The sequence below is a fragment of the Mycolicibacterium chengduense genome, from assembly GCF_033741155.1.
Classification (GTDB): domain Bacteria; phylum Actinomycetota; class Actinomycetes; order Mycobacteriales; family Mycobacteriaceae; genus Mycobacterium.
This window is the reverse complement of sequence record NZ_JAWQNH010000002.1, coordinates 554,251-578,657: the sequence shown is the minus strand read 5'-3', so window position 1 is coordinate 578,657 and position 24,407 is coordinate 554,251. Positions and strand designations below refer to the sequence as shown.

At 62.6% G+C, this 24,407-nt stretch carries 24 protein-coding genes; 11 read left to right on the top strand and 13 right to left on the bottom strand.

The window, feature by feature from the left end:
• Window positions 1-31 precede the first annotated feature (31 nt).
• The 7 genes from SBI67_RS08395 to SBI67_RS08365 all read right to left on the bottom strand — a co-directional run bounded on the left by SBI67_RS08395 (window position 32) and on the right by SBI67_RS08365 (window position 7,689).
• Window positions 32-586 (bottom strand): acyltransferase, encoded by a 555-nt coding sequence (locus SBI67_RS08395; RefSeq protein ID WP_318980098.1) that lies wholly within the window; start codon window positions 584-586, stop codon window positions 32-34.
• Between the two features lie 2 nt (window positions 587-588).
• Window positions 589-1,863 carry a hypothetical protein gene (locus tag SBI67_RS08390; RefSeq protein WP_318980097.1) on the bottom strand — a complete coding sequence of 425 codons (1,275 nt, stop codon included), beginning with the start codon at window positions 1,861-1,863 and terminating at the stop codon, window positions 589-591.
• Window positions 1,864-2,898 carry a WaaS/CpsH family glycosyltransferase gene (locus SBI67_RS08385; RefSeq protein ID WP_318980096.1) on the bottom strand — a complete coding sequence of 345 codons (1,035 nt, stop codon included), beginning with the start codon at window positions 2,896-2,898 and terminating at the stop codon, window positions 1,864-1,866.
• Window positions 2,895-4,031 carry an NAD-dependent epimerase/dehydratase family protein gene (locus SBI67_RS08380; RefSeq protein WP_318980095.1) on the bottom strand — a complete coding sequence of 379 codons (1,137 nt, stop codon included), beginning with the start codon at window positions 4,029-4,031 and terminating at the stop codon, window positions 2,895-2,897. Before SBI67_RS08380 ends, SBI67_RS08385 begins: the two co-directional genes overlap by 4 nt.
• Before the next feature lie 155 nt (window positions 4,032-4,186).
• Window positions 4,187-5,746: a sugar transferase gene (locus SBI67_RS08375; protein ID WP_318980094.1), complete on the bottom strand. Its 1,560-nt coding sequence runs from the start codon at window positions 5,744-5,746 to the stop codon at window positions 4,187-4,189.
• A gap of 748 nt (window positions 5,747-6,494) precedes the next feature.
• Window positions 6,495-7,127 (bottom strand): GAP family protein, encoded by a 633-nt coding sequence (locus tag SBI67_RS08370; RefSeq protein ID WP_318980093.1) that lies wholly within the window; start codon window positions 7,125-7,127, stop codon window positions 6,495-6,497.
• 7 nt (window positions 7,128-7,134) lie between these two features.
• On the bottom strand, window positions 7,135-7,689 hold the full coding sequence (locus SBI67_RS08365; protein ID WP_318980092.1) for an arsenate reductase/protein-tyrosine-phosphatase family protein: 555 nt from the start codon (window positions 7,687-7,689) through the stop codon (window positions 7,135-7,137).
• Between the two features lie 95 nt (window positions 7,690-7,784).
• Between SBI67_RS08365 and rfbA the strand changes: the two genes are divergently transcribed.
• From rfbA to SBI67_RS08330, 7 genes are all read left to right on the top strand, one after another.
• Window positions 7,785-8,654, top strand: a complete 870-nt coding sequence (rfbA, locus tag SBI67_RS08360; RefSeq protein ID WP_318980091.1) for a glucose-1-phosphate thymidylyltransferase RfbA — start codon at window positions 7,785-7,787, stop codon at window positions 8,652-8,654.
• Window positions 8,654-9,652: a dTDP-glucose 4,6-dehydratase gene (gene rfbB, locus SBI67_RS08355; RefSeq protein ID WP_318980090.1), complete on the top strand. Its 999-nt coding sequence runs from the start codon at window positions 8,654-8,656 to the stop codon at window positions 9,650-9,652. Before rfbA ends, rfbB begins: the two co-directional genes overlap by 1 nt.
• Before the next feature lie 15 nt (window positions 9,653-9,667).
• On the top strand, window positions 9,668-11,098 hold the full coding sequence (rfbD, locus tag SBI67_RS08350) for a dTDP-4-dehydrorhamnose reductase (protein WP_318980089.1): 1,431 nt from the start codon (window positions 9,668-9,670) through the stop codon (window positions 11,096-11,098).
• A 148-nt stretch (window positions 11,099-11,246) separates the two neighbouring features.
• A complete protein-coding gene (locus SBI67_RS08345; RefSeq protein WP_318980088.1) occupies window positions 11,247-11,648 on the top strand; it encodes a hypothetical protein in 402 nt (133 codons plus the stop codon).
• A gap of 178 nt (window positions 11,649-11,826) precedes the next feature.
• Entirely contained in the window at window positions 11,827-13,584 is a 1,758-nt protein-coding gene (locus tag SBI67_RS08340) for a DUF4012 domain-containing protein (protein ID WP_413232425.1), read from the top strand.
• A 67-nt stretch (window positions 13,585-13,651) separates the two neighbouring features.
• Window positions 13,652-14,623: an isopenicillin N synthase family dioxygenase gene (locus SBI67_RS08335; RefSeq protein ID WP_318980087.1), complete on the top strand. Its 972-nt coding sequence runs from the start codon at window positions 13,652-13,654 to the stop codon at window positions 14,621-14,623.
• Window positions 14,624-14,636: 13 nt separating this feature from the next.
• Window positions 14,637-15,119 carry a flavin reductase family protein gene (locus SBI67_RS08330; RefSeq protein WP_318980086.1) on the top strand — a complete coding sequence of 161 codons (483 nt, stop codon included), beginning with the start codon at window positions 14,637-14,639 and terminating at the stop codon, window positions 15,117-15,119.
• A 2-nt stretch (window positions 15,120-15,121) separates the two neighbouring features.
• Here the strand turns inward: SBI67_RS08330 and SBI67_RS08325 are convergent, their stop codons facing one another.
• From SBI67_RS08325 to SBI67_RS08305, 5 genes are all read right to left on the bottom strand, one after another.
• A complete protein-coding gene (locus tag SBI67_RS08325; RefSeq protein WP_318980085.1) occupies window positions 15,122-15,283 on the bottom strand; it encodes a hypothetical protein in 162 nt (53 codons plus the stop codon).
• A 130-nt stretch (window positions 15,284-15,413) separates the two neighbouring features.
• Complete coding sequence (locus tag SBI67_RS08320) at window positions 15,414-16,163, bottom strand: succinate dehydrogenase/fumarate reductase iron-sulfur subunit (protein WP_024450258.1); 750 nt, start codon at window positions 16,161-16,163, stop codon at window positions 15,414-15,416.
• Between the two features lies 1 nt (window position 16,164).
• A complete protein-coding gene (locus SBI67_RS08315) occupies window positions 16,165-18,069 on the bottom strand; it encodes a fumarate reductase/succinate dehydrogenase flavoprotein subunit (RefSeq protein WP_318980084.1) in 1,905 nt (634 codons plus the stop codon).
• A 37-nt stretch (window positions 18,070-18,106) separates the two neighbouring features.
• Window positions 18,107-18,937: a succinate dehydrogenase subunit SdhC gene (locus tag SBI67_RS08310; RefSeq protein ID WP_318980083.1), complete on the bottom strand. Its 831-nt coding sequence runs from the start codon at window positions 18,935-18,937 to the stop codon at window positions 18,107-18,109.
• Window positions 18,938-18,983: 46 nt separating this feature from the next.
• A complete protein-coding gene (locus tag SBI67_RS08305; protein WP_024450255.1) occupies window positions 18,984-19,286 on the bottom strand; it encodes an Rv0250c family protein in 303 nt (100 codons plus the stop codon).
• Window positions 19,287-19,402: 116 nt separating this feature from the next.
• On the opposite strand from SBI67_RS08305, the gene SBI67_RS08300 reads away from it, so the two are divergent.
• From SBI67_RS08300 to nirD, 4 genes are all read left to right on the top strand, one after another.
• Window positions 19,403-20,158: an isocitrate lyase/PEP mutase family protein gene (locus tag SBI67_RS08300; RefSeq protein ID WP_318980082.1), complete on the top strand. Its 756-nt coding sequence runs from the start codon at window positions 19,403-19,405 to the stop codon at window positions 20,156-20,158.
• Between the two features lie 109 nt (window positions 20,159-20,267).
• Window positions 20,268-21,137: a type IV toxin-antitoxin system AbiEi family antitoxin gene (locus tag SBI67_RS08295; protein ID WP_318980081.1), complete on the top strand. Its 870-nt coding sequence runs from the start codon at window positions 20,268-20,270 to the stop codon at window positions 21,135-21,137.
• Window positions 21,138-21,213: 76 nt separating this feature from the next.
• Complete coding sequence (gene nirB / locus SBI67_RS08290) at window positions 21,214-23,772, top strand: nitrite reductase large subunit NirB (protein WP_318980080.1); 2,559 nt, start codon at window positions 21,214-21,216, stop codon at window positions 23,770-23,772.
• Window positions 23,769-24,140 carry a nitrite reductase small subunit NirD gene (gene nirD / locus SBI67_RS08285; protein WP_318980079.1) on the top strand — a complete coding sequence of 124 codons (372 nt, stop codon included), beginning with the start codon at window positions 23,769-23,771 and terminating at the stop codon, window positions 24,138-24,140. Before nirB ends, nirD begins: the two co-directional genes overlap by 4 nt.
• Here nirD and SBI67_RS08280 read toward each other — a convergent pair.
• A complete protein-coding gene (locus SBI67_RS08280; protein WP_318980078.1) occupies window positions 24,106-24,372 on the bottom strand; it encodes a Fur family transcriptional regulator in 267 nt (88 codons plus the stop codon). The two genes, nirD and SBI67_RS08280, sit on opposite strands and share 35 nt — an antisense overlap.
• Window positions 24,373-24,407: the final 35 nt, after the last annotated feature.

Below are 24,407 nucleotides of genomic sequence, written 5' to 3'. Positions count from 1 at the left end.
CTCGACAGGGTGGTCCGCATGTTGCGCAGACCTAGCATCTCTTCCACGTTGCTGACTCAGAATCGTACTTCTTCACGACGCGTGCCGGCGCACCGACGATGACGCTATGAGCGGGAAACTCGCCCCGCACAACCGAATTAGCGCCAACGATACAGCCGTCTCCCAAGATCGTTCCGGCTTGGATACGTGCTCCCATCCCCAGAAAGCAGTTGTTCCCGATCGCAGTTCGACGGTGTACAAATTCCTGCTCGTGTACTGGCCGGGTGATGTCGCGATACTCGTGATCGATGTCGGTGACCATCACCGACCCGACAATCAGAGTCCCAGATCCGATGGTCAGCTCTCCCATGGCGGTGATGTGAAAATCCTGACCGATCGAGACGTTCTCGCCAATTCTGATCGTGCCTCCATGATGAGTCTCAGCGCGCATTCCCGGGAAGATCCGCACTCGTTTGTCGATGAAGATTTGTTTTGGCCTGACGAGCATGAGCGGAGGTCCGAGGTATGACGGCATGCGCAGCCGGCCGAACGTCGGACTGAGCAAGATCGCCCTGAGGATCCAAAGCATCTTCCTGAACCGATACACGATCACACTCCCTGAGCGATCAGCAGTGCACTGCGAATGCGGGCATCTTGGCCGGTGTCGTCATTGAACCACCGCTTCAGCTTCCGCGTGCGGGCGTTGCCACTGGCGGGGTCCATCATGTCTGCGCGTACCGTCTCCAATACGGCCTCCACACCCTCGAAGCTGAGGCCCGGCAGCTGAAAGGCATCGGCCAGGCGTCCGTCATCGAGGACATAGACGGGTGAATCAACTTCGAGCATCTCGATGGTGGCCCCGGACATGTGGGCGAGACTGAAGTCGACGTTGCTGACGTATTCTCCGGTCGGTACCGCGCTGATCGATGTGCACCGCTCGTTGACCCGCGTGCGATACTCGCGAGAGTCGAACGAAGGGTGCAACCGGACGACGAATCGCATGTCCAGCTCTTCGGCAATACGGTTGGCGGCGTCGAGGAGGTCGATGTTCGAATCGGCGCCGTTCTCTCCGTTGAGCATCACGCCGAACGTGCCTGTCGCAGTTTCCGGCCGGCTGACTGGGTCCCAATGGCGTATCCATCCCGTAATTACCAGCCGGTCTCGTCTGATACCGAAACGTTCGAATTCGTTGCGGGTGGCCTCACCCCAGCAGAGGAGGTGATCGCTGACGAAATTTGCATAGGCTTCGGCGTCTGTGCTGATGTTTCGCTGATCAAGAACGCGGTACTGACCGTGTTGTGCCGTTACGGTTGAAGCGCCAGCGAGGATTGCGATCTGGGCGAGCAGGTTGTCATGCGGTGCCGCATCACAGAAGGTCACAACGCGGGTACGTCCGGATACGAGATCGTTAAGGGCACTGCGGGTAGTCGAACTGAACTTGGCAACCAGAGCAGTAGCAGCAACCCGGTGCATAAACCTCGACTGGTATGCACTCGTCGATCGCCAGGCGCGAGGTAGGCGAAGCAGTGTGGCCCAACTTTGGGCAATCGAGAGCACTTCTCGGACCTCCGCAGCATCGCCCTGATTGCCGACGATGGCAACCAGGCGGTCCGCAATGTAGTCGTAATCAGACCGTTTTTTGTACCGGTAGGAATAGAAGTTGAGGAGTCTCTCGCCCCTTCCCGAGACTGTAGTTCGAGCCGTAAAAAGGAAACAGAACACAATGATCTTCACCCAATGCCGAAACGACCTGTCATAAAGGTACAGCGCAATCACATGCGCATAGTTGACACCATCGATGACGCTGCGCGGATCACTCTTGTACGCCTGAATGCGCTGGTAGTGCCGCCAGGCTGGCGGTTCGCGGTCGGTGTCCCGGTCCATCTAGACGAAGCCCCCGGACCGACTTGATGCCGAAACTATCGTGGAGACCCAGGAGGTTAGTGAGTACCGTTCGAAAGATGGTGGGGGGGTGCCTGGCGCTTCCAACGAAGCTAGTTGTGCGCGAATCTTTTTCGACTCGGGCGCAGTCAGGTCATCGGGTATGACGACGACACGGGTGGGATCGAAGAACGGCTCGCGAGTGATTGCCGGGTTGGTTGTCACTAGAACGGCGCCGGACGCCAGGACCTCGAAGGTGCGAATGGTCAGACCTGCTTGACCGCGCCGAGGCATGTCCAGGACTGCCACCGACTCGCGGAAGATCTCGGCTACTTCTGGACGGCTCAGCTTGTCGAAGGACATGTCGCCCCACGGAACCGTGGCGTGTTCGCGGGTGAGGTACTTGACCATCGCGAAGTACCACCGGGCTTGCACGTAGAAGAAGCCGTAGGTGTCCGACTTGCCCGCGAAAAGTCGCTTCGCGAAGGCGTAGCGCTCGCTGTGAAGGGTACCGACGAAACTCATTGAGTAGCGCCGCGGTCGTCCCAACTCGGACATTGGCAGGGGGGTGAAATCTCGTGTGTAAAAAAGAGGCAGATACGAGAACTCCGGACGGGCGGCCACGTCCTCGGAGTCGAAGCTGAAGAGGTCGTCGAAACAATCCAGGACTGCCAGACAGTTCGGTGTGTTGTCGACAGCGTCCCAGCTGTAGAAGATCAGCCGCGCATCGGGATTGGCCTGACGGAGATTCTCCAGGAACCACCGAGGTATGACCTCGGCTTTGATGACGAGCACAATGTCGAACGAGCTGCCACTGAGTGCGGACCACTTCTGCCGATAATAATTGTCGATTTGCCGGCCGATGAGGTTCTTGCGTACGCGCAGCACGGCCCGGGCAACTGCGCTGTTCGACGGTCGCTCGTCGACGAACACTGTCTCGTATCCTCTGTGCTCGAACTCGGCGACGATGTCTCGTTCGTAACCGAAGAACGACGGCGTGATCACAAGTGCGCGCTGACGCTGCCGGGAATCGGTCATTTCAGCAGCTTCTTCTCTCGCATTTCTCGTAGGGACGCCTCGTAGCCGCCATCAGTGAGCTCCTGGTCCTGGACCCACTGGGCGAAAGCCTGGACACCGGTCCGGAAGTCCACCAGAGGCTCGAATCCCAGCAGTTCGCGTACGCGCGTGAGGTCGGCAAGGTTGTGCCGAATGTCGCCGAGCCGGAAGTTTCCGGTGATATCTACGGGTACGGTTCGCCCATAGGCCCGCATCAGCTCGTCCACCACAGTGCTGACGGTAGTTGCGACGCCGCTGCCTACGTTGAAGATCTGGTCGTCGGCCCGCGGGTCTAGCGCGGCCTGCGCGGTCGCCCGCACGACATCGTCGATGTAGACGAAGTCTCGACTTTCAAGGCCGTCCTCGAAGACGTTGATACTCTTGCCCTGTCGGATCAGTGTTGAGAAAATTGACAGGATCCCCGTGTAAGGGTTGGACAACGATTGCCCTGGACCGAATACGTTCTGATAGCGAAGTGCGACCGTCGCCACGCCGAGGGTTGGGCCGACGGTCATCACCAGTGATTCCTGTGTCTGTTTTGTGATTCCATACACCGATGACGGATGGATCTTCGAGTCCTCGGTCGTACCAACCAGTTTCAGCCCCGACCTGTCGCCGGGGACGGTTGGCTCGAACCGGCCCGCAATGAGATCCAGTTCGTTGCGGGTCTCGGGGTAAACGAACCCAAGCTCTTCGCTCAAGTACCGGCCCTCGCCGTAGATCGATCGTGACGACGCCACCACCACCTTGCGCACCGAGCGATTCTTGTCGTTGGCGAGGATGTCCAACAACAATGCGGTCCCACCGATGTTGACCCTGCTGTACCGCTCGATCTCGTACATCGATTGACCGGTGCCAGTTTCTGCTGCCAGGTGAACGACGACTTCTTGCCCGGCCAACGTCTGCTGGACGACGTGGCGATCGGTTATGTCACCGACGATCACGTCACCTGCCGAGCGCGCGATCTTGAGAAGCCCGCTTTTGCTGGGGTCGAGACCGTGAACCTGAGGCAGTAGGTTGTCGAGCATCGTGACCGTGTGCCCGTCTTCGTTGAGTGCAGAAGCCAAGCGCGTTCCGATGAAGCCTGCTCCGCCGGTGATGAGAATTCGAGTCAATGGCGATGCTCCTTCGGGATCTCTGGCTGGCGGTAGTTCGGCTGGTCGACCGGCGCGTCCGGTTCGTTGGTGCCAGGCTGATTGGTTCTGGGAGGGTCATCCCGACTGTTCAGCGGCAGTTGAACCGACTAGCGACGTGGCGCACAACCGTCGTGCTACTTGGACCGCTCGCGGTAGATGACCACTGCTCGGAAGGTCCTGATGATGATCTTGATATCCAGCCACAGCGACCAGTTCTCGATATAAAAGTTGTCGTACTGTGCGCGGTCGAAGATCGAGGTATCCCCTTTGAGGCCGCTGACTTGAGCGAAACCGGTCAGACCTACTTGGACACGGTGGCGGTACGAGTAGCGGTCAACTTCGCTGGAGAACTGAGCGACAAAATGCGGTCGCTCCGGACGTGGCCCGACAACCGTCATGTCCCCGCGGAAGATGTTCCACAGCTGGGGCAGCTCATCGATAGATGTGCATCGTAGGAACCGTCCAACCCGTCCAACCCGGTTGTCGGAGCACACGTTCCATTGCGTCTGAGATTCTTGCTCATTCGCCGGCCGCATCGAGCGGAACTTCAACAACTCGAACTGCTTACCGTCTCGGCCGACCCTTACCTGCCGGAAGATGACGCCCGGACCGCCCTCGATTCGGACGGCCAGCGCTGCGGTAGCGAGCACGGGCATCAGCACGATAAGCGCAACGGTTGAAACGACAATGTCGAATGCCCGCTTGATGAGCCGTGTCGGTCCTTGAAGGTTGGGATTGCGAATACGCATGATCGGGATCGAGCCGATCTGGTCGGCCATCCCCGTTTGGGTGTGGAAGTGGTGCATCCTCGGGACGATCAGTAGTTCAGTCGTCAGGCATTCTTTGGTGCGGACTGCCGTCATGAGCGCACGCTCTTCGAAAGCGCCGTCGGCGATGAGTAATGTGTCCGCTCCGGAAGTCACGACGGCCATATCAAGATCGGCCAGCCTGCCGAGGCGCGGTAGGTACTGCTCTGCCGGGCAGATGTCGCAGTCGTCGACGAATCCATCTGCCTGCAAACCGTATTCGGGGTGTGCAGCGAGCGTCCTCGCCAGTTCGGCGGCGGCGGGTCCGCCTCCGACCAGAACGGTGTGGTGCCGGGTGAGACCCCGTCGGCGGCACACGGCTATCAGGCGTGTGGTCATCACCCTGCCGAGGACCACGAGGGCGATCGCTTGAGCTGCCGTTTCGAGGAAAATCATTACGGAGATCTTTTGGTGTGTATACAAGATGGCCGTCGCGATGACGGCGGTCGCGGCCAACAATCGGGTCAGTATCGTCGGTAAATCGTCCAAGACGCTCAGGTGTATCGGCGCGGTGTATTTCGTGCCGCCGGTGAGTAGGAGGATCGCCAAGACGGCCAATGCCAGTGTCGAGTAGAGCTGGGGCGGCCGCCATGCCAGCGGCGCGACCATCATCACGAAGTCGACAGCGGGCACCACCATGTACGCCCGTATGCGGTTGCACAACGGTCGGTGGCGTTCGGAACTGGTTATGGCCTGGGAAGGGGCGCTCGGAAGAGCGACGTTGTTCAGCGGAATGGCCTGCGCCGCAGCAACAGGCGCGGAGGCGCGGCTCCGGCGTCCACCATGCAGGCCACGAGTGCTAGCGGCACCGTTGTTAACCGCAACATCAACCCTCATGGGTTTTCTGTCGGCAGAAGCGTTTGTGAGGGCAGCAGCTCCGTCGTTCATCAACCGATCCGTCCATGAGTAGCAAACAATTTAGCCCCTGCAAATACACGCGGTGTAGACGGCGAATGCGGGGCGGGGCTGACGGCAGCGTCAATTTTGGCAATGTCGTTTGTGTGCGCAAGTAGTTCGAAGGGTGCGATTTCGAGTGCCGTCACAAGCCGAATCTGGTACCTATATCCAGATTTGCTAGAACTGCAGGAGTTCGTCGATTGACGTTCCTGTGTTCGGGCTAGCTGTTGCATCGAGCGCCACCGCCCCTTCTGCCGGTTGATCAGCATGTTATCGACTTCTGGCGCTCTGCGCACAGCAAGTTTTAGATGTTTACTCAGAGAAAATACAGACTCTGCGGCTAGTGCTCCGTCACGCCCAAAACCGCAGGTAGATGTGTTTTCAGCGGGAATGGCCGATCCTGTAGACGCGGCACGCGCAATTAGTTTGCTGTGCTGATATTCCTCATCGAAACGATGTATTTGCGTTTGCTACAGAACGGAAGAAGCGGTGTCCCATATGGTCGGGTAGTTCCGGTGCATACATAACGTGATGCCACGGCAGCAGAGCCGAGACGTGTCGACAGAAATTTGGCAGCGTAGAGGCGGACGGTGTCCCCTCCGGTCTTTGTGGTGGTGACGACCGAGATTCGTGGCTCTGTCCTCAACCTGGCGCCGTGTGGGCGAGCGCTCATCGGAGGGGACGACCCTGAGCTCGGTCCAGAGCGGGTGTCCGCAGTGGCCCACCGGCGTTGTCCGGTTCAGCGACCCAGCAACCCCGCGATAAGCAGAATTACGCCCACCGACGCCAGCAGGGTTGCGACTTCCTTACGTCGCCGCGCCCTTATCCAGGTGTTCAGCGATGCCATGAGGGCGCTCGTTCGGGCTGGTGCGAACAGGTAAGCGACGAGAGGGATCTCGACTAGAGCGAATGCCACGACGTTGAATGCGATCAGCGCACTGAGCTGCGTGGATGCGTTCCCGCCGGATGCGGCGATTACCGCCAAGGCCGCCAGATAATCCACGGAGGGCAGCGCGATACCGAGGCCGGCTAAGCCTGCGACCCAGAGAGATTGGCCGCCAAGTAGTCGCCTCATCCATGTAGGCGGTGTGCGTGACCTCCCCGGTGTGAGTGCAAGGCCGAGAGCTATAACTAGCGCGAGAGCCCCGATGGCGAGCTGCACGCGGGGCAAGGTGAAATGCGTCCGCGGCAGACGATCGCCGATGACGAAGAGAACCGTCACGCCGACGGTCATACCCATCGCAAAGCCGCCCGCCAGAAATGTCGCCAACTGTAAGTGGGGACGAGGCCGGTTCAACATCACGGCAGACATCCCGATACGGAACGGTTCCAAGCTGACCGCGACGGCCATTACCAACAGCGTGAGCCACATCCGGCGGCTAGCTGTCTGGAAGAGCGACGGACCGCCGGCACAATTCGATAATCGGAGGAAGCGCATGCGCGATAAGTGCGGCGACCGCCGCGAAGTATGAGTCGTCCTGTCCGATGGGGTCGGGGATGTCGTCTGCCTGTCGCCCGGCCAGGCGCGGCCGAAGGTCTGCCAAATCGGCCAAGCTACGCGGCTCGTACTCGGCGGCCAAGAGGGATGCCTCGCTGAGCGTGAAGGTCTTGCGAAGTTGGCGTGGAGCCAACTCAAGCACGGCGCTGCGATGTGCTGTTGTCATCGTGAGGACCAGATCGGCAGCGCCAGCGATCCGAGATGTGAGATGGCGCGCCATGAATCCGGATGGATCCCCGCCCAGCGCTCTCAGCGCCTCGGCCGCCTGTTTATGCATCTCGTGCCCGATCACAGCCCGCGTGCCGGCGCTGGAGGTCCGGAAGTCCGGGATGTCGCGTTCGGCACCCATCAGCGCGGACAACCGTTCAGCCGTCGGCGATCGGCAGATGTTTCCGGTGCAGACAAATAGGACGTGCAGACGGACTCCCTGCTTCAATCTGAAGTCGGTGATTATGCGCTGCTCCTTGGTGGCCTCTAGGGAGCTGCCGTACAAAGTTAGCCCACCCGACTGCGCTGTGCCACGATGGCCGCGTGAAGGGGATAGTCCTGGCCGGCGGTTCGGGTACGCGTCTGCACCCGATCACCTTGGGAGTGTCGAAGCAGCTGATGCCCGTTTACGACAAGCCCATGATCTATTACCCATTGTCGACGCTGATGCTCGCCGGCATCCGGGACATCTTGGTCATCACCACGCCGCATGACGCGACGAGCTTCGAGCGTTTGTTGGGCGACGGCTCGCGATTCGGAGTGTCGATCACCTATGCCCAGCAACCTTCGCCGGAAGGATTGGCGCAGGCCTTCACGATTGGGGCCGACTTCCTGGCCGGGCAGAACGTGGCGCTTGTTCTGGGAGACAACCTGCTCTATGGGCCGGGTCTCGGTACGCAACTACAAACCTATAGTGACATCAATGGGGGGGCGATTTTCGCGTACTGGGTAGCCGAACCATCGGCTTACGGCGTGATCGAATTCGACCGTGACGGTATCGCGGTCTCTCTGGAAGAGAAGCCGCGACAACCGAAGAGTAATTACGCTGTACCTGGCTTGTACTTCTACGACAACGACGTGGTGTCGATGGCCCGGGATTTGAAACCGAGCGCACGTGGTGAGTATGAGATCACCGACATCAATCGGCTATATCTTGAACAAGGCCGTTTGCACGTTCAGGTATTGCCAAGGGGAACCGCTTGGCTCGACACCGGCACGTTCGACCAGATGACCGACGCCGCGGACTTCGTGCGGACCATGGAACGGCGAACCGGATTGAAGATTGGTGTCCCAGAGGAAATCGGTTGGCGCCAAGGGTATTTGACAGACGATGAACTGCGCGAGCGGGCAGAACCCCTACTCAAGTCGGGCTACGGCGCCTACCTTCTGGAGTTGCTCGAGAGGAGCCACTGATGGCGCGGTTGCTCGTCACCGGCGGTGCCGGATTTATCGGGTCCAATTTTGTCCACTACGCCGTGGAGCACACTGCCCACCACCTCATCGTGTTGGACAAGCTCACCTATGCCGGAAATCGGGAGTCGCTAGCCGGTCTGCCAGATGATCGTGTGTCATTCGTCCTCGGTGACATAGCTGATGCTGACCTCGTTGATGATTTGGTTCGATCGGTCGACGCTGTGGTCCATTACGCCGCGGAGTCGCACAACGACAACTCTCTGGACAATCCGCATCCATTCCTCCACACCAACCTGGTGGGCACTTTCACCCTTTTGGAGTCTGCGCGCAGGCGCGGCGTCCGCTTTCACCACATCTCCACCGACGAGGTTTACGGTGACCTCGAACTCGACGACCCGATGCGGTTCACCGAAGCCACGCCCTACAACCCCTCCTCACCCTATTCGTCGACTAAGGCCGGCAGTGATCTGCTGGTACGCGCGTGGGTTCGGTCATTCGGGCTGGCGGCCACAATCTCGAACTGCTCCAACAACTATGGACCCTATCAACACGTCGAGAAGTTCATTCCGCGCCAGATCACCAACGTGCTCCGCGGTTCGCGGCCGAAGTTGTACGGCGAGGGCCGCAATGTGCGCGACTGGATTCATGCCGACGATCATTCTTCGGCGGTGTTGAGCATTCTGGATAGGGGACGAATCGGGGAAACCTACCTGATTGGCGCGGACGGTGAGCGCGATAACAAGACTGTCATCGAGATGATCTTGCGACTGATGGGGCAACCAGAAGGTGCGTATGACCATGTCGCCGATCGCGCGGGCCACGACTTACGTTATGCAATCGACTCTTCCAAATTGCGCGCCGAGCTTGATTGGAGACCGAAGTATCGCGATTTCGAGACCGGGTTGGCAGCGACCATCGAGTGGTACCGCAACAACGAGGCGTGGTGGGCGCCGGCCAAGGACGAAACCGAGGCGTTTTACGCGCGCTTGGGTCAGTGACCAAGGGCTAATACGGTGACCGATTACGGGAAAAAGCTGTCGGCGCAGGCGACAACGATACCCGGGCTGACGATTTGGGAGTTGCCCGTTCACGGCGACAGTCGCGGCTGGTTCAAGGAGAACTGGCAGCGCGAGAAGATGGTCGCCGCCGGACTGCCTGACTTCAACCCTGTGCAGAACAATGTCTCATTCAACGATGCCGTGGGCACCACCCGAGGCATCCACGCCGAGCCCTGGGACAAATTCGTCTCGGTCGCCTCCGGCCGGATCTTCGGCGCATGGGTCGATTTGCGTGCGGGCCCATCATTCGGCGCCGTGGTCACTGCGGAACTTGACCCGTCGCGAGCCGTCTTCGTTCCTCGCGGTGTGGGAAATGCGTATCAAACGCTTGAAGCCAACACCGCGTATACCTACCTGGTTAATGACCATTACTCGCCCGAGGCGCTCTACACCTCGGTGAATGTCGCGGATGAGGAGGTCGCGATTGCGTGGCCGATCCCGCTCGACCGGGCTGAACTCTCGATGAAAGACCGAGGCCATCCGAGGCTGGCCGACATCAAGCCGATAATCCCACGCAAAACCTTGGTCCTCGGGGCTAACGGCCAGCTCGGCAGGGCGTTGCGCGACATTCATGCCGATGACCCTCTTGTTGAATTCGCAGATAGAACTCGGTTGGATCTTGCCGGCAATGACTTCGATGACGCGTTCCGTTGGAGGGATTACCAGGCAATCATCAATGCGGCGGCCTACACGGCGGTCGACGCTGCCGAGACCGAGGGGGGCCGCCCCAATGCTTGGGCGGTGAACGTGACCGGTGTGGCCGCATTGGCGCGCGTCGCGAACCGTCATGGCCTGACGTTGGTCCACATCTCCAGTGACTATGTTTTCGACGGCACAAAAGATCAGCCCTACCGTGAAGATGATCCGGTGGCCCCGTTGGGTGTATACGGCCAAACAAAGGCCGCCAGTGAACAGATTGCGGCCACCGTTTCTCGCCACTACATCATCCGGACGTCATGGGTGATCGGCGATGGCCGCAATTTTGTCCGGACCATGCTGTCGCTCGCCCGGCGCGGTGTGAACCCGTCAGTCGTCGACGACCAGTTCGGCAGGTTGACTTTCGCGTCTGAGCTGGCTCGCGCCATCCGGCATTTGACGGACAGCGGTGCCCCCTACGGCGTCTACCACGTGACCGGAGCTGGGCCGGCTACGTCGTGGGCGGACATCGCCAGGGAGGTGTTTGCACTTGCAGGGCACAGCCCTGACCGCGTGGCCGCGGTAAGTGCTGAACAGTACTTCGCTTCGAGCGCGGGTCCTGTTGCGCCCCGACCGCGCAATTCTGTGTTGGACCTGGCGAAGGTTCGATCCGTCGGATTCACGCCCACTGACGTGGGCAAGATGCTGGCTCCCTTTGTTCAGGGCGAATGTGCGGAGCAGGAGCGTTAGCGAACGCGCGGTGTAGGGGCCGCGGTAACGCGAGTATTTCCACTTGTTTGCGCCCAGAAATATCGTGTCACCTGGGATCTTTCGTATTGACAGCATGCTCTCAGTCTGCGATTCTTTTTCCCAGGCTCTCTGATGGAAGGACAAAAAAATGTCCGCTCTCGCGACACACTTTTCCAATGCAACAACCAAGTTTCAGGTGGGTGTCGCAACCTGCGCCATCGCGGCCGCTGCCACCCTCACTCCCGCGATTGCCGCACAGGCTGATGTCGCGACCCCAGCTCCTCTGGCTCCTGTCTCGCAGGTTCTTGACAACCTCGCCCAGGACAACTGGCTGCAGAATCAGCTGTGGTGGATCGGATCGCCCCGTGACCCGGCGAAGCCGGCGGCGACGGTTTTGGTCTTCACTCCGCTCTCACTCATTCCGGGTTTCCTCAAGCCGATCTATAAGTCGATTACTGCCAACCTGAACTTCGAGGTTTGCCTCCTTGGCGCCACCGCCAAGCTCGGACCGTATGGCAGCTTCACTATCTCGTTCAGTCGGGGCTGCTAGTCACCCCCGAGCGAACACGCCGGAAGGGACGGCGTTCGGCCACTCTATGGTTCGGCCTGAATCTGGCGCGAATTGCAGCATGTGAAGGCGGTGTCCGCTGAGCGAGTCGTCGAATGGTGGGAGTGAGTATTCGATAGCTGACGACGAGCCGTCGTCCCGGTTTGGTCGTCTGCGAAATGTGTTAGGCCTGCGACAAACCAAGTTCGCCATCGCAATATTCGCGGCCATCATTGCCGGATTCATCGCTTGGCTCGGCTACGAGGCGTACGTGGCCAAGGGCGAGTTGGAGCGCGCTCGCTCCAACTCGCAGCAGGCGAAGGATGCCCTGTCTGATGGGCGGGCTGAAGACGCCCAGGTGCACGCCCGTAAGGCTCAGTCTCAAGCTCTTTCCGCGAGCACTGCGACGCATTCGATACCGTGGCGGATCGCCACAATGGTGCCGTGGTTGGGCAGCCCATTCCAGACCGCACAACAAATTTCGGATGTTGCTCTCGGTCTGGTCAGGGATGTGCTCCAGCCCTCAGCGCAGATCGGCGTGGCACTATCACCTGACCAGCTGTTCGAGGGGTCGCGTCTCAATGTGCAACTCCTCCGCGAGAAAGCGCCGACTCTCAGCAAGATATCTGCAGATGCTCGCCGCTTGAATGCACAGGCCGACGCAATCGCCGAGCCGACATACCTCTCCGTGTTGCGGAAGGCTCGGACCGAGGTCCAGGCTCAAACCGGCAGAGTCGCTTCGCTTTTGGAGAACACCGCGCTCGCCGCCCAGTTGGCACCGTCGATGATGGGAGCCGATGGGCCTCGAAGTTACTTCATGGGTTTTCAGACCAACGCTGAAGCGCGCGGCACCGGAGGAATACTGGGTGGCTTTGGCATCCTGCACTTCGACAACGGCGCGCCCAGTGTTGAGGCGTTAGGTCCCAACAGTGAACTGAAGGGTCCTTTTGCGCCGCTTGAGTTGGGTGCGGAATATGCCGAGCAGTATGGTTATGCCAATCCCAGCACCGATTTCCGTAATAGCAATCTGAGTTCGCACTTCCCGTACACCGCCCAGATTTGGAAGTCGATGTGGGCGCAAACATCGGGACAGAGCGTTGACGGCGCCATAGCCATCGACCCGGTCGCGCTGAGCTACATCCTGGGCGCTGTCGGACCCGTGACGTTGGCAGACGGTGAGAAGATCACCAAGGACAACGTTGTCGAACTTACCGAATCGATTGCCTACCAACGCTTTCCCACCGATCAGACCGCCCGCAAGCAGTATTTGCAAGACATCGCCAACGAAGTTGTCAAGAAGATGACAGGCAAGTTGGAATCTCCCCGGCGTGTACTTGACGCTCTGGGCAAGGCGGTCGGTGAGGGCCGCATCGCCGTGTGGAGTGCGTCGCCGGAGAATCAAGAACTTCTCGAGGGGACGCCCCTTGCACACGCGATCCCAGACAATGCGGCACCTTACGCCGAAGTCGTCATCAACAATCTGGGCGGCAACAAGATGGACTATTACCTCCGGCGAGAGATCGAGTACGCCGGCGATGGGTGCTCCGAGGATCAGCGCAACACCACCATCACCGTGAAATTGAAGAGCGTCGCGCCGGACACGCCATTGCCCGACTACGTGGCCGGGACCGCCGGCGTCTTGCCCAACCTCCCGTTCACGATGCCCAGCGGGTCCATGTTGACCTCGGTACGGTTGGTTGGCACAAAAGACGCCAAGCTGCTCAGTGCCTTCTCGAACGGAGAACGTGTCCCGGTCTTCACAGGTACTGAGCGGGGTCACCCCACCTTCGAAATCCAGGTGGCGATTCCGCCGAAACAGGCAGGGGAATTGGTTTTCCGCCTGTCGGAGCCGACGGCCGGCGGTGCACCCCGTGTGCCAATCCAGCCGTTGATAGACACCGTCGAACCCAAGGTGAGCGTGCCAACCTGCTCGGGTTGAGCTGCCCTTCCGTTCAGCCTGAGCCAGACCATGGCCAACCGGGCTGTCCGGCGGCAACAATGGAGCCGTGCCTTCCGTCCATACGGCGCTGCCCGTCGTCGACCTTCGCGACGACCCCGCCGAACTGCGGGACCGGCTGCGCCGGGTAGCCCATGAGGTGGGGTTCTTCTATCTGACCGGGCACGGCGTCCCGAACGACCTGATCGAACGCCTGCTCACCCAGGCCCGCGCCCTGTTCGCGCTGCCGCAGGCGGACAAGGACGCCGTGGCCATGGTGCACAGCCCGCATTTCCGCGGCTATACCCGCCTCGGTGGCGAGCTCACCGGCGGTCAGATGGACTGGCGCGAACAGATCGACATCGGACCGGAACGCGCCCCGTTGGCCGACCCGGTCGAGCCGTATCTGCGCCTGCAGGGTCCCAACCAATGGCCGGCCGCGCTACCGGAGTTGCCGGCCGTCATCGCTGCGTGGGATGCCGCGTTGGCGCAGGTGGGCCGTACCCTGCTGCGGCACTGGGCCGTTGCCCTGGGAAGTCCGGCAGACGTGTTCGAGCCGGCGTTTGCCGCTACCCCGGCGACACTGATCAAGGTCATCCGCTATCCCGGCGGCGCCCCGTCCGGTCAGGGCGTCGGCGCCCACCGTGACGCCGGGGTCCTCACCCTGCTGTTCGCCGAACCGGGCAGCACCGGATTACAGGTGCGCACCGATGCGGGATACGTCGATGTCGATCCGCTGCCCGGTGCGTTGATCGTCAACATCGGCGAGATGCTCGAGATCGCCAGCGACGGCTACCTGCGCGCGACCGAGCACCGCGTACAGATCGGCGGGGCCGAGCGCATCTCGGTGGCCTACTTTTTCAACCCACGCCTGGATGCGCGGATACCGGTTCTACCGCTACCCGACGACTTGGCGGCTCATGCCGGCGGAGTCACCGACGACCCCGCCGACGAGCGTATCTACCCTGTTTACGGGCGTAATGCGTGGAAGAGTCGATTGCGTGCGCACCCTGACGTGGCCGCCGCGCACCGTTACGTGTGAAGATGGAAGTGTTATGACCAACACAGAGCTGAGCCCGGCCGCGCTGCGTGAGGCGTTCGGGCATTTCCCGTCCGGCGTCATCGCGATCGCCGCCGAGGTCGACGGCGTCCGGGTAGGGCTGGCGGCAAGCACTTTCGTGCCCGTATCGCTGGATCCGCCCCTGGTCGCATTCTGTGTGCAGAATTCCTCTGAGACCTGGCCCAAGCTGCAGAATCTCCCGGCCCTGGGCATCAGCGTGCTGGGTGAGTCGCACGATCAGGCGGCGCGCACGCTGGCTGCCAAGACCGGCGACCGGTTCGAAGGCCTGGAGACGCATTCACACGAGAGCGGTGCGGTGTTCGTGCACGGCACCAGCGTCTGGCTGGAGAGCTCCATCGATCAGCAGGTGCCGGCCGGCGACCACACCATCGTCGTGCTGCAGGTCAAAGGCATCACGGTGCACGACGTGCCGCCGATCGTGTTCCACCGCAGCACGTTCCGCAAGCTCGGAGCCTGAGGTCAGGGACGCCCGGCGAGCTCGTCGCGGTAGCGGGTTATCCGCTGTTCGATCTCGGCCGCGTCACCGGGCCGGCCCTCTTTGCGGGCCAGTGCCGCACGGGCGGTCAGCTCGCGGATCGCGGTGCGAATGTCGTTGACGCTGTTGATTCCACGCAGTGTCATCGAGGTACCTTTCGTCGCTGTTCGGTCCCTACCCCAACCGTACGCTCGACGCCGCATCGAGTGTGCGCTCAGAGCGCGATGCCGCGCCCGATCATGATCTGAGCGCACGCCCGCGGATCGCAGCGCCTTCTCATCGCCGAAACAGCTTGTTCCCCAGCCACACAATCGGGTCGTACTTGCGGTCGGCGACGCGCTCCTTCATCGGGATCAACGCATTGTCGGTGATCTTGATGTGCTCGGGGCACACCTCGGTGCAGCACTTGGTGATGTTGCAATAGCCGAGCCCGAACTCGTCTTGCGCCATCTCCTGACGATCCACCACGTCCAGCGGGTGCATGTCCAACTCGGCGATTCGCATATGGAACCGCGGGCCGGCGAAGTTCTGCTTGTTCTCTTCGTGATCACGCACCACGTGACAGACGTTCTGGCACAGGAAGCACTCGATGCACTTGCGGAACTCCTGGCTGCGGTTCACGTCCTCCTGCTGCATCCGGTACTCACCGGGCTGCAGGTCCTTGGGCGGGGTGAACGACGGGATCTGGCGCGCCTTCTCGTAATTGAAGGAGACATCGGTGACGAGGTCGCGCATCACCGGGAAGGTACGCAGCGGCGTCACCGTCACGGTCTCGGCCGGATCGAATGTCGACATCCGCGTCATGCACATCAACCGCGGCCGGCCGTTGATCTCCGCCGAGCAGGACCCGCACTTGCCGGCCTTGCAGTTCCAGCGGACCGCCAGGTCGGGCGTTTGCGTGGCCTGCAATCGGTGGATGATGTCGAGCACCACCTCGCCGTCGTTAACCTCGACGGTGTAGTCCTGCAACTCGCCACCGGCCGGATCACCGCGCCAGACCCGCAGATTCGCGTTGTACGCACTCATATCAGTTCTTCCAGTCGGGGTGTTCGGCCAGTTCGGCGGCGGTGTAGTACTTCTTCAACTCGGACAGTTCGAACGTGGCCAGCAGATCGGGTCGCATGGGGACCTGCGGCTCCGGCGTCACCGTCACGTCCGGGACCACCGCACCGTCGCTTGCCCGGCACACCAGCAGGGTCTTGCGCCAGTTGGCGTCCATGGCCGGGTGGTCGTCGCGGGTGTGCCCGCCGCGGCTCTCCGTGCGCTGCAGCGCCGCCTTGGCGACACATTCGCTGACCAGCAGCATGTTGCGCATGTCGATGGCCAGATGCCAGCCGGGATTGAAGACCCGGCCGCCCTCGACGGTGACATTGGCATAGCGGGCCTTCAGCTCGTCGATCTTGCCCAGCACCTCTTGCAGCTCGTTCTCCTTGCGGATGATGCCGGCCAGGTCGTTCATCGACTGCTGCAATTCGGCGTGCAGCGTGTACGGGTTCTCCGGGTTCGCCTTGGGCTCGAACGGCGCCAGCGCCAGCGTGGTGGCGGCGTCGAGGGCCTCGTCGCTCACCGTGGGGCGCTCGGTCAGGCCGCGGACGTAGTCGGCGGCGCCGAGCCCGGCGCGGCGCCCGAACACCAGCAGATCGGACAGCGAGTTACCGCCCAGCCGGTTGGAACCGTGCATCCCGCCGGAGCACTCGCCCGCCGCGAACAGCCCCGGCGTGGCGCCGGCTCCGCTGTCCGGATCGACCTCGATACCGCCCATCACGTAGTGGCAGGTCGGGCCGACCTCCATCTCGTCCTTGGTGATGTCGACCTCGGCCAGCTCGATGAACTGGTGGTACATCGACGGCAACCGGCGCTTGATCTCCTCGGCCGGCATGCGGGATGCGATGTCGAGGTACACGCCGCCGTGCGGCGTACCGCGGCCGGCCTTCACCTCTTCGTTGATGGCCCTGGCCACCTCGTCGCGGGGCAGCAGGTCAGGGGTGCGCCGGGCGGAGTCGTTGTCCTTGAGCCACTGGTCGGCCTCTTCCTCGGTCTCGGCGTACTGGCCCTTGAACACCTCGGGGATGTAGTCGAACATGAACCGCTTGCCCTCGGAGTTCTTCAGCACCCCGCCGTCCCCGCGCACACCCTCGGTGACCAGGATCCCCTTCACCGACAGCGGCCACACCATGCCGGTCGGGTGGAACTGGATGAACTCCATGTTGATCAGGCTGGATCCCGCACGCAGAGCCAGCGCGTGCCCGTCGCCGGTGTACTCCCACGAATTCGACGACACCTTGAAGCTCTTGCCGATACCGCCGGTCGCCAGCACCACCGCGGGCGCTTCGAACAGGACGAAATTACCGGTCTCACGGTAGTACCCGAACGCGCCGGCGATCTTGCCGCCATCTTTGATCAGGTCGGTGATCGACGTTTCGTGGAAGACCTTGATGCGGGCCTCGTAATCGCCGAGTTCGCGCTTGTCCTCCTGTTGCAGTGACACGATCTTCTGCTGCAACGTGCGGATGATCTCCAAGCCGGTTCGGTCACCGACGTGGGCTAGCCGCGGGTAGGTGTGCCCCCCGAAGTTGCGTTGGCTGATCTTGCCGTCCTTGGTCCGGTCGAACAGCGCACCGTAACTCTCCAGCTCCCACACCCGGTCCGGGGCTTCCTGTGCGTGCAGCTCCGCCATCCGCCAGTTGTTCAGGAACTTGCCGCCGCGCATGGTGTCTCCGAAGTGCACCTGCCAGGAGTCCTTGGTGTTGACGTTGCGCATGGCCGCCGCGCAGCCGCCCTCGGCCATCACGGTGTGCGCCTTGCCGAACAGTGATTTCGTCACGACCGCGACGCGCAGACCCCGTTCCCGGGCCTCGATCACCGCACGCAGTCCCGCCCCGCCGGCCCCGATCACGACAACGTCGTACTGGTGCCGTTCGAGTTCAGCCATAAATGATCCTCGCTTGATTCGCTATCGAATTGTGTTTCTAGCCAACAAATCTCAGGTCGCTGATGGTCCCGCTGGCGACGAGCATGATGTAGAAGTCGGTGAACATCAGGGTGCCGAGGGTGATCCAGGCGTACAACTTGTGCCGGGTGTTCAACCGCGACACCTGGGTCCAGATCCAGTAGCGGACAGGGTGTTTGGAGAAATGCTTGAGCCTGCCGCCGGTGACGTGCCGGCAGGAATGGCAGGACAGCGTGTACACCCACAGCATGATCACGTTGACCAGCAGGATGATGTTGCCAAGTCCGAAGCCGAAACCGCTGGCGGTCTTGTCCGAATGGAAGGCGATGATCGCGTCGTAGGTGTTGATCACCGAGATGACCCCGGCGATGTAGAAGAAGTACCGGTGGGTGTTCTGGATGATCAGCGGCAGGCGCGTCTCGCCGGTGTAGGTGGCGTGCGGTTCGGCGACGGCGCAGGCGGTGGGGGACTGCCAGACCGAGCGGTAGTAAGCGCCCCGGTAGTAGTAGCAGGTCAGCCGGAACAGCAGCAGGAACGGCAGCGACAGCGCCGCATAGGGCAGCCACCACACGTCAGGAAGGAACTGTGGCCAGAAGTGGCTCGCTTCCGGCACACAGCCCTTGCTGACGCACGGCGAGTAGAACGGCGTCAGGTAGTGGTAGGCGGGAACGTAGTAGTTGTTCTGCAAGAACGCGCGCACCGTCGCGTAGATGACGAAGGCGGCGAACCCGAGATCCACGATCAGCGGTGACTGCCACCATCGATCGGTACGCAGTGTGCGCGCCGAGATCTGAGCTCTGGTAGGTGAGAAGACGCCGGTGCCTTGACGATTCGAGGTCGGTGCGCTCACTGAGTTCCCTCTTTTTCTGTTGTGAACTGGCGCGGACGCCCAGGCGTCAGCGGGTGCCGCCGAGCCCTTCGTCGTCGACGTCGCGCCAGAAGTCGCTTGCGTAATCGGTATCGGGGATGCAGATCTTCTCCACCGAATGCGGGTGGTGAACTGTTCGTCCGCCGCGATCGGTCTCAAGCTCCTCGGCGTCGATATCGAGCCGATCGATATCGTTGAGCATGCGTTCGGCGTCGTTCACGATGCGGCGCATCGCTGGGCTGTCGCCATGCCGGGCCGCCAACGATGTGACGCATCGACGGAGGCCGCCGATCAATTCGTGGAGTTCGGCAATTTCGGTCGTAGTGGACAAACTAGTGACCTCCTCGGGCTGAAGGGTGTCATGGATCACAGTACGCACTCGATGTTAGCCACAACATGGACTTCAGAGTGAGACAGATCACGTCTACGAAACGAGAGGTAACCGAATTGTCGAATGAGGATCTGGTCGAGAAGGCTGCCGCCTTGCTGGCTTTGCACCGGCCCGGCAACCCGGGTGTGTTGCCGACAGTGTGGGACGCTTGGTCGGCGAACACCGTGGTCAAGGCGGGTTTCGCGGGTCTGACGGTTGGCAGTCATCCGGTCGCGGACTCGCTGGGCAAGCCCGACGGCGAGCAGATGGGCTTCGATGATCTGCTGGCCCGGGTCGCCCAGATCACCGCCGTCGTCGACGTCCCGGTGTCGGTGGACGTGGAGTCCGGTTACGGCGAGTCGCCTGCCGCGCTGATCGAGGGACTGCTGGGCGCCGGCGCCGTCGGCTTCAACATCGAGGACACCGTGCACCGCGACGGCGGCCGGCTGCGCAGCGCCGAGGAGCACGCGGCCCTGGTCGGGGAGCTCCGGGCGGCGGCCGACGCGGCGGGTGTGCACGTGGTGATCAACGCCCGTACCGACATCTTCCTCAAGAACGAGGGGGACGAAGCCGGTCGGGTCCAGCGCGGTATCGACCGGTTGACGCTGGCCGCCCAGGCCGGCGCCGATTCGTTGTTCCCGGCCGGTCTGCGTGATCCGGAGGGCCTGGGCACCTTCGTCAAGGCCGTACCCCTGCCCGTCAGCGTCACGGTGCAGCCCACCAGCGACCTGGCCGAGCTGACCGCGCTGGGCGTCGGCCGGATCACCTTCGGCCCGTTCCTGCAGTGGGCGCTGACCGAGAAGACCACCGAGATCCTGGATCGCTGGAAGTAAGACCGGGTCGATTCCGACGTTGTGGTGGCGTCGAAGCCTCAACCGGCACCACAACGTCGGAATTCAGGGCGCCGGGAGCCGAAACGGGGCCGGCTGCGTCTGAACCTGTGTGCGCATTCCGTTTCTGGGCAGTGCCGCCCTCGCCGCGGGACAGCTGAGCCGGTCGCAGTTGCGCACCGGGTACCGGCCGATCTACCGCGGCATCTACGTGCCTCGCGAGCACGAGGTGACGCTGCGGGACCGAATCCAGGGCGCGGCGCTGGCCACCGGCGGGGTGATCGCGGGTGTCGCGGCCTCGGCGGTGCACGGCGCGAACTGGGTCGATGTCGACGCGCCCATCGAGGTCATCGGAGCCACCCGTCCCCGCCACGGCCTCGTTCTGCATGACGAACGGGTGACCGCTCATGAGATCACCCGGGTCGGCGGGGTGCGGGTCACCACCGTCACCCGCACCGCTTTCGACCTCGGGCGCCGGCTGCCGCGGGAGCAGGCCGTCGCTCGGCTCGACGCGTTGTGCCATGTCAGGCGGGTCGATATGGCGGACGTTCTCGCACTCGCCACGCTCAATCCGCGTGCCCGCGGGCTGCCTGCATTGCGCAAGGCCCTGCCCCTGGTGGACGGGGGTGCCGAGTCGCCGCGCGAAACCTGGCTGCGGTTACTTCTCGTCGACGCCGGATTGCCCATCCCGACAACCCAATTCGTCATCCACGAGAATGGCCGGTACATCCGCAGGGTGGACATGGTGTGGGAGCAGTTCAAGGTCGGCGCGGAGTACGACGGCGCCCAGCACCTCACCAGTCGCGCCCAATATGCCAAGGATGTGTGGGCGGCACGTGAGCTCGCGAGATTGGACTGGCACATTCTGCACGTCATCAAGGAGGATGCCGCCGCCGATATCGTCCGGGAGGCCCGCGCGGCCTTGATTGCGCGCGGCTGGCGGCCGGGAAGGCCGGCGCGGCGCACTCACACACACCCGTGACGCTTTGTGAGAACACCGTGACGGCTGCTTCACACGATGCGACATGTCGGCAATATCGACTACCTACCGTCGCGGTATGCACTCAGCCAAGCATGTTGTCGTGGTCGGACACGGCATGGTCGGACACCGGTTCGTCGAAGCACTGCGATCCCGGGATGCTGAGGGCTCCTGGCGGGTGACCATCCTGTCGGAGGAAGCCGACGCGGCGTATGACCGCGTGGGCCTGACCGGCTACACCGAACACTGGGACCGGGCGCAACTGGCGCTCCCCGGTAATGACTATGCAGGCGACAACGACGTCGTGCTGCACCTCGGCTTGGCGGCCCGGGAGATCGACCGGGCCGCCAAGACCGTGACCGCCGCCGACGGCCGTGTCCTGGACTACGACGCCCTGGTGCTGGCCACCGGGTCCTACGCCTTCGTGCCGCCGGTGCCCGGACACGACCTGCCGCAGGTGCACGTCTACCGCACGCTCGACGATTTGGACGCCATCCGGGCGGGCGCCAAGACCGCACGGGACAGCAACACGCCCGTCGGCGTGGTGATCGGTGGTGGCCTGCTCGGTCTGGAGGCCGCCAACGCGTTACGCGCCTTCGGGTTGACGACACACGTGCTGGAGATGTCACCGCATCTGATGGCCAACCAGCTCGACGAGGCCGGTGGCGTACTGCTGAGCCGGATGATCAAGGGCCTGGGCATCGAGGTGCACACCGCGGTGGCCACCGAGAGCATCGCACCGGCGCAGCGGCACCGGCCGATCCGTAAGTCCGCCGTCGACGACTCGGTGCGGGTCTCGCTCAACGACGGCAGCACCATCGACGCCGGCGTGGTGGTTTTCGCCGCCGGGGTGCGACCGCGTGACGAACTGGCCCGCGCGGCCGGCCTGGAGATCGCGCAGCGCGGTGGTGTGCTGACCGATTTGTCCTGTCTGACAAGCGATCCGCACATCTACGCGATCGGCGAGGTGGCAGCCGTCGAGGGGCGCTGCTACGGCCTCGTCGCCCCGGGCTACACCACCGCCGAGGTGGTGGCCGATCGGCTGCTCGGCGGGGAGGCCGAGTTCCCCGGCGCGGACATGTCCACCAAGCTCAAACTGCTGGGCGTGGATGTGGCCAGTTTCGGTGACGCCCAAGGGCATACCCCCAACTGCCTGGAGGTCGTGGTCAACGACCCGGTCAAGCAGACCTACGCCAAGCTGGTGCTCTCCGATGACGCCAAGACCCTGCTCGGCGGCATCCTGGTCGGCGACGCGTCGGCCTACGGGGTGCTGCGCCCGATGGTGGCCAGTGAGCTGCCCGGTGACCCACTGGCCTTGATCGCCCCGGTGACCGACGGTGACGCACCGGCGCTCGGTGTCGGTGCGCTACCGGATATCGCGCAGATCTGCTCGTGCAACAACGTCACCAAAGGTGATCTGAAAGAGGCGATCTGCGGTGGCTGCGACGATGTCGCCAGCCTGAAGAAGTGCACGCTGGCCGGCACCTCCTGCGGGTCGTGCGTGCCCCTGCTCAAGCAATTGCTGGAGGCCGAAGGCGTCGAGCAGTCCACGGCGCTGTGTGAACACTTCAGCCAGTCTCGCGCCGAGTTGTTCGAGATCGTCAGCGCTACCGAGATCCGCACCTTCTCCGGCCTGATCGAGAAGTTCGGCACCGGAAAGGGTTGCGATATCTGCAAACCCACCGTCGCCTCCATCCTGGCCTCGACCAGTTCGGATCATGTGCTCGACGGTGAGCAGGCCTCGCTGCAGGATTCCAACGACCATTTCCTGGCCAACATCCAGCGCAACGGCAGCTACTCGGTGGTGCCGCGCTCGCCCGGTGGGGAGATCACCCCCGAGCAGCTCATCCTGATCGGGGAGATCGCAAGGGATTTCGGCCTCTACACCAAGATCACCGGCGGCCAGCGCATCGACATGTTCGGCGCCCGGGTCGACCAGTTGCCCGAGATCTGGCGCCGCCTGGTGGACGGCGGTATGGAATCCGGGCACGCCTACGGCAAGTCGCTGCGCACGGTGAAAAGCTGTGTGGGCAGCACCTGGTGCCGGTATGGGCAACAGGACTCGGTGAACATGGCCGTCGAGATCGAGAAGCGCTACCGCGGTCTGCGGGCACCGCACAAGATCAAGATGGCGGTGTCCGGCTGTGCCCGCGAGTGCGCCGAGGCGCAGAGCAAGGATGTCGGGATCATCGCCACCGAGCAGGGCTGGAATCTGTACGTGTGCGGTAACGGCGGTATGTCGCCCCGGCACGCCAAGCTGCTCGCCGGTGACCTCGATGACGAGACGCTGGTGCGGTATGTCGACCGGTTCCTGATGTTTTACATCCGCACCGCCGACCGCCTGCAGCGCACCGCGCCGTGGCTGGAGGCCATGGATGGCGGGCTGGAGCACCTGCGCGACGTGGTGTGCAACGACTCACTCGGCTTGGCCGCCGAGTTCGAGGCGGCCATGGAACGCCATGTGGCCGGCTACGCCTGTGAATGGAAGGGGGTCCTCGACGATCCCGAGAAGCTGTCGCGGTTCGTCTCGTTCGTCAATGCCCCCGATGTCGCGGATCCGACTATCGAGTTCACCGAATCCAACGGACGCAAGGTGCCGATCGGGATGCCGACGCTGCGAGTTCAGGAGAAGGCATGACACTGCTCGACGATCGCAAACACGTTGACTCCCAGGATGATCGGGAGTGGATCACGGCGTGCGCGTACGACCGCCTACTGCCGTGTCGCGGTGTGGGCGTGCTGCTGCCCGACCGAACCCAGGTGGCGCTGTTCCGGCTGGACGACGGCTCGTTGCACGCCGTCGACAATATCGACCCGTTCTCCGGTGCCGCGGTGATTTCGCGCGGGGTCGTGGGCGATCGTGCTGGGCGCGCCTGTGTGCAAACCCCAATCAAGAAGCAGGCCTTCGCGTTTGACGACGGCAGCTGCCTCGACGACCCAGCTGTCGCGCTGGCGGTGTACCGGACCCGGGTTACGCCGGACGGTCTCGTGCAGATCGCGGTGTAGCCGCGGCCCAGTGGGCGTCGCGGCCGGGGCCGGGGCGGCGGACCACGTCGCCGCGGCGCTCCAGCACGGTGAGGTTGCGGTACACGGACTCGATGACGGCGTCCTTGCCCGCCCGGTCTATCCTGCCTTGCGCGTAGTCGCGCAGCTCAGCGGTGGTCAAGGTGCCATCGGTGTCGTCCAGCGCCGCCAGCAGCCATTCCCGCAGCTGCGCCGCCCCCCATTGTGAAGCCATCGCAAGAGATAGTAACCGAGTAACCGGGTCACCCC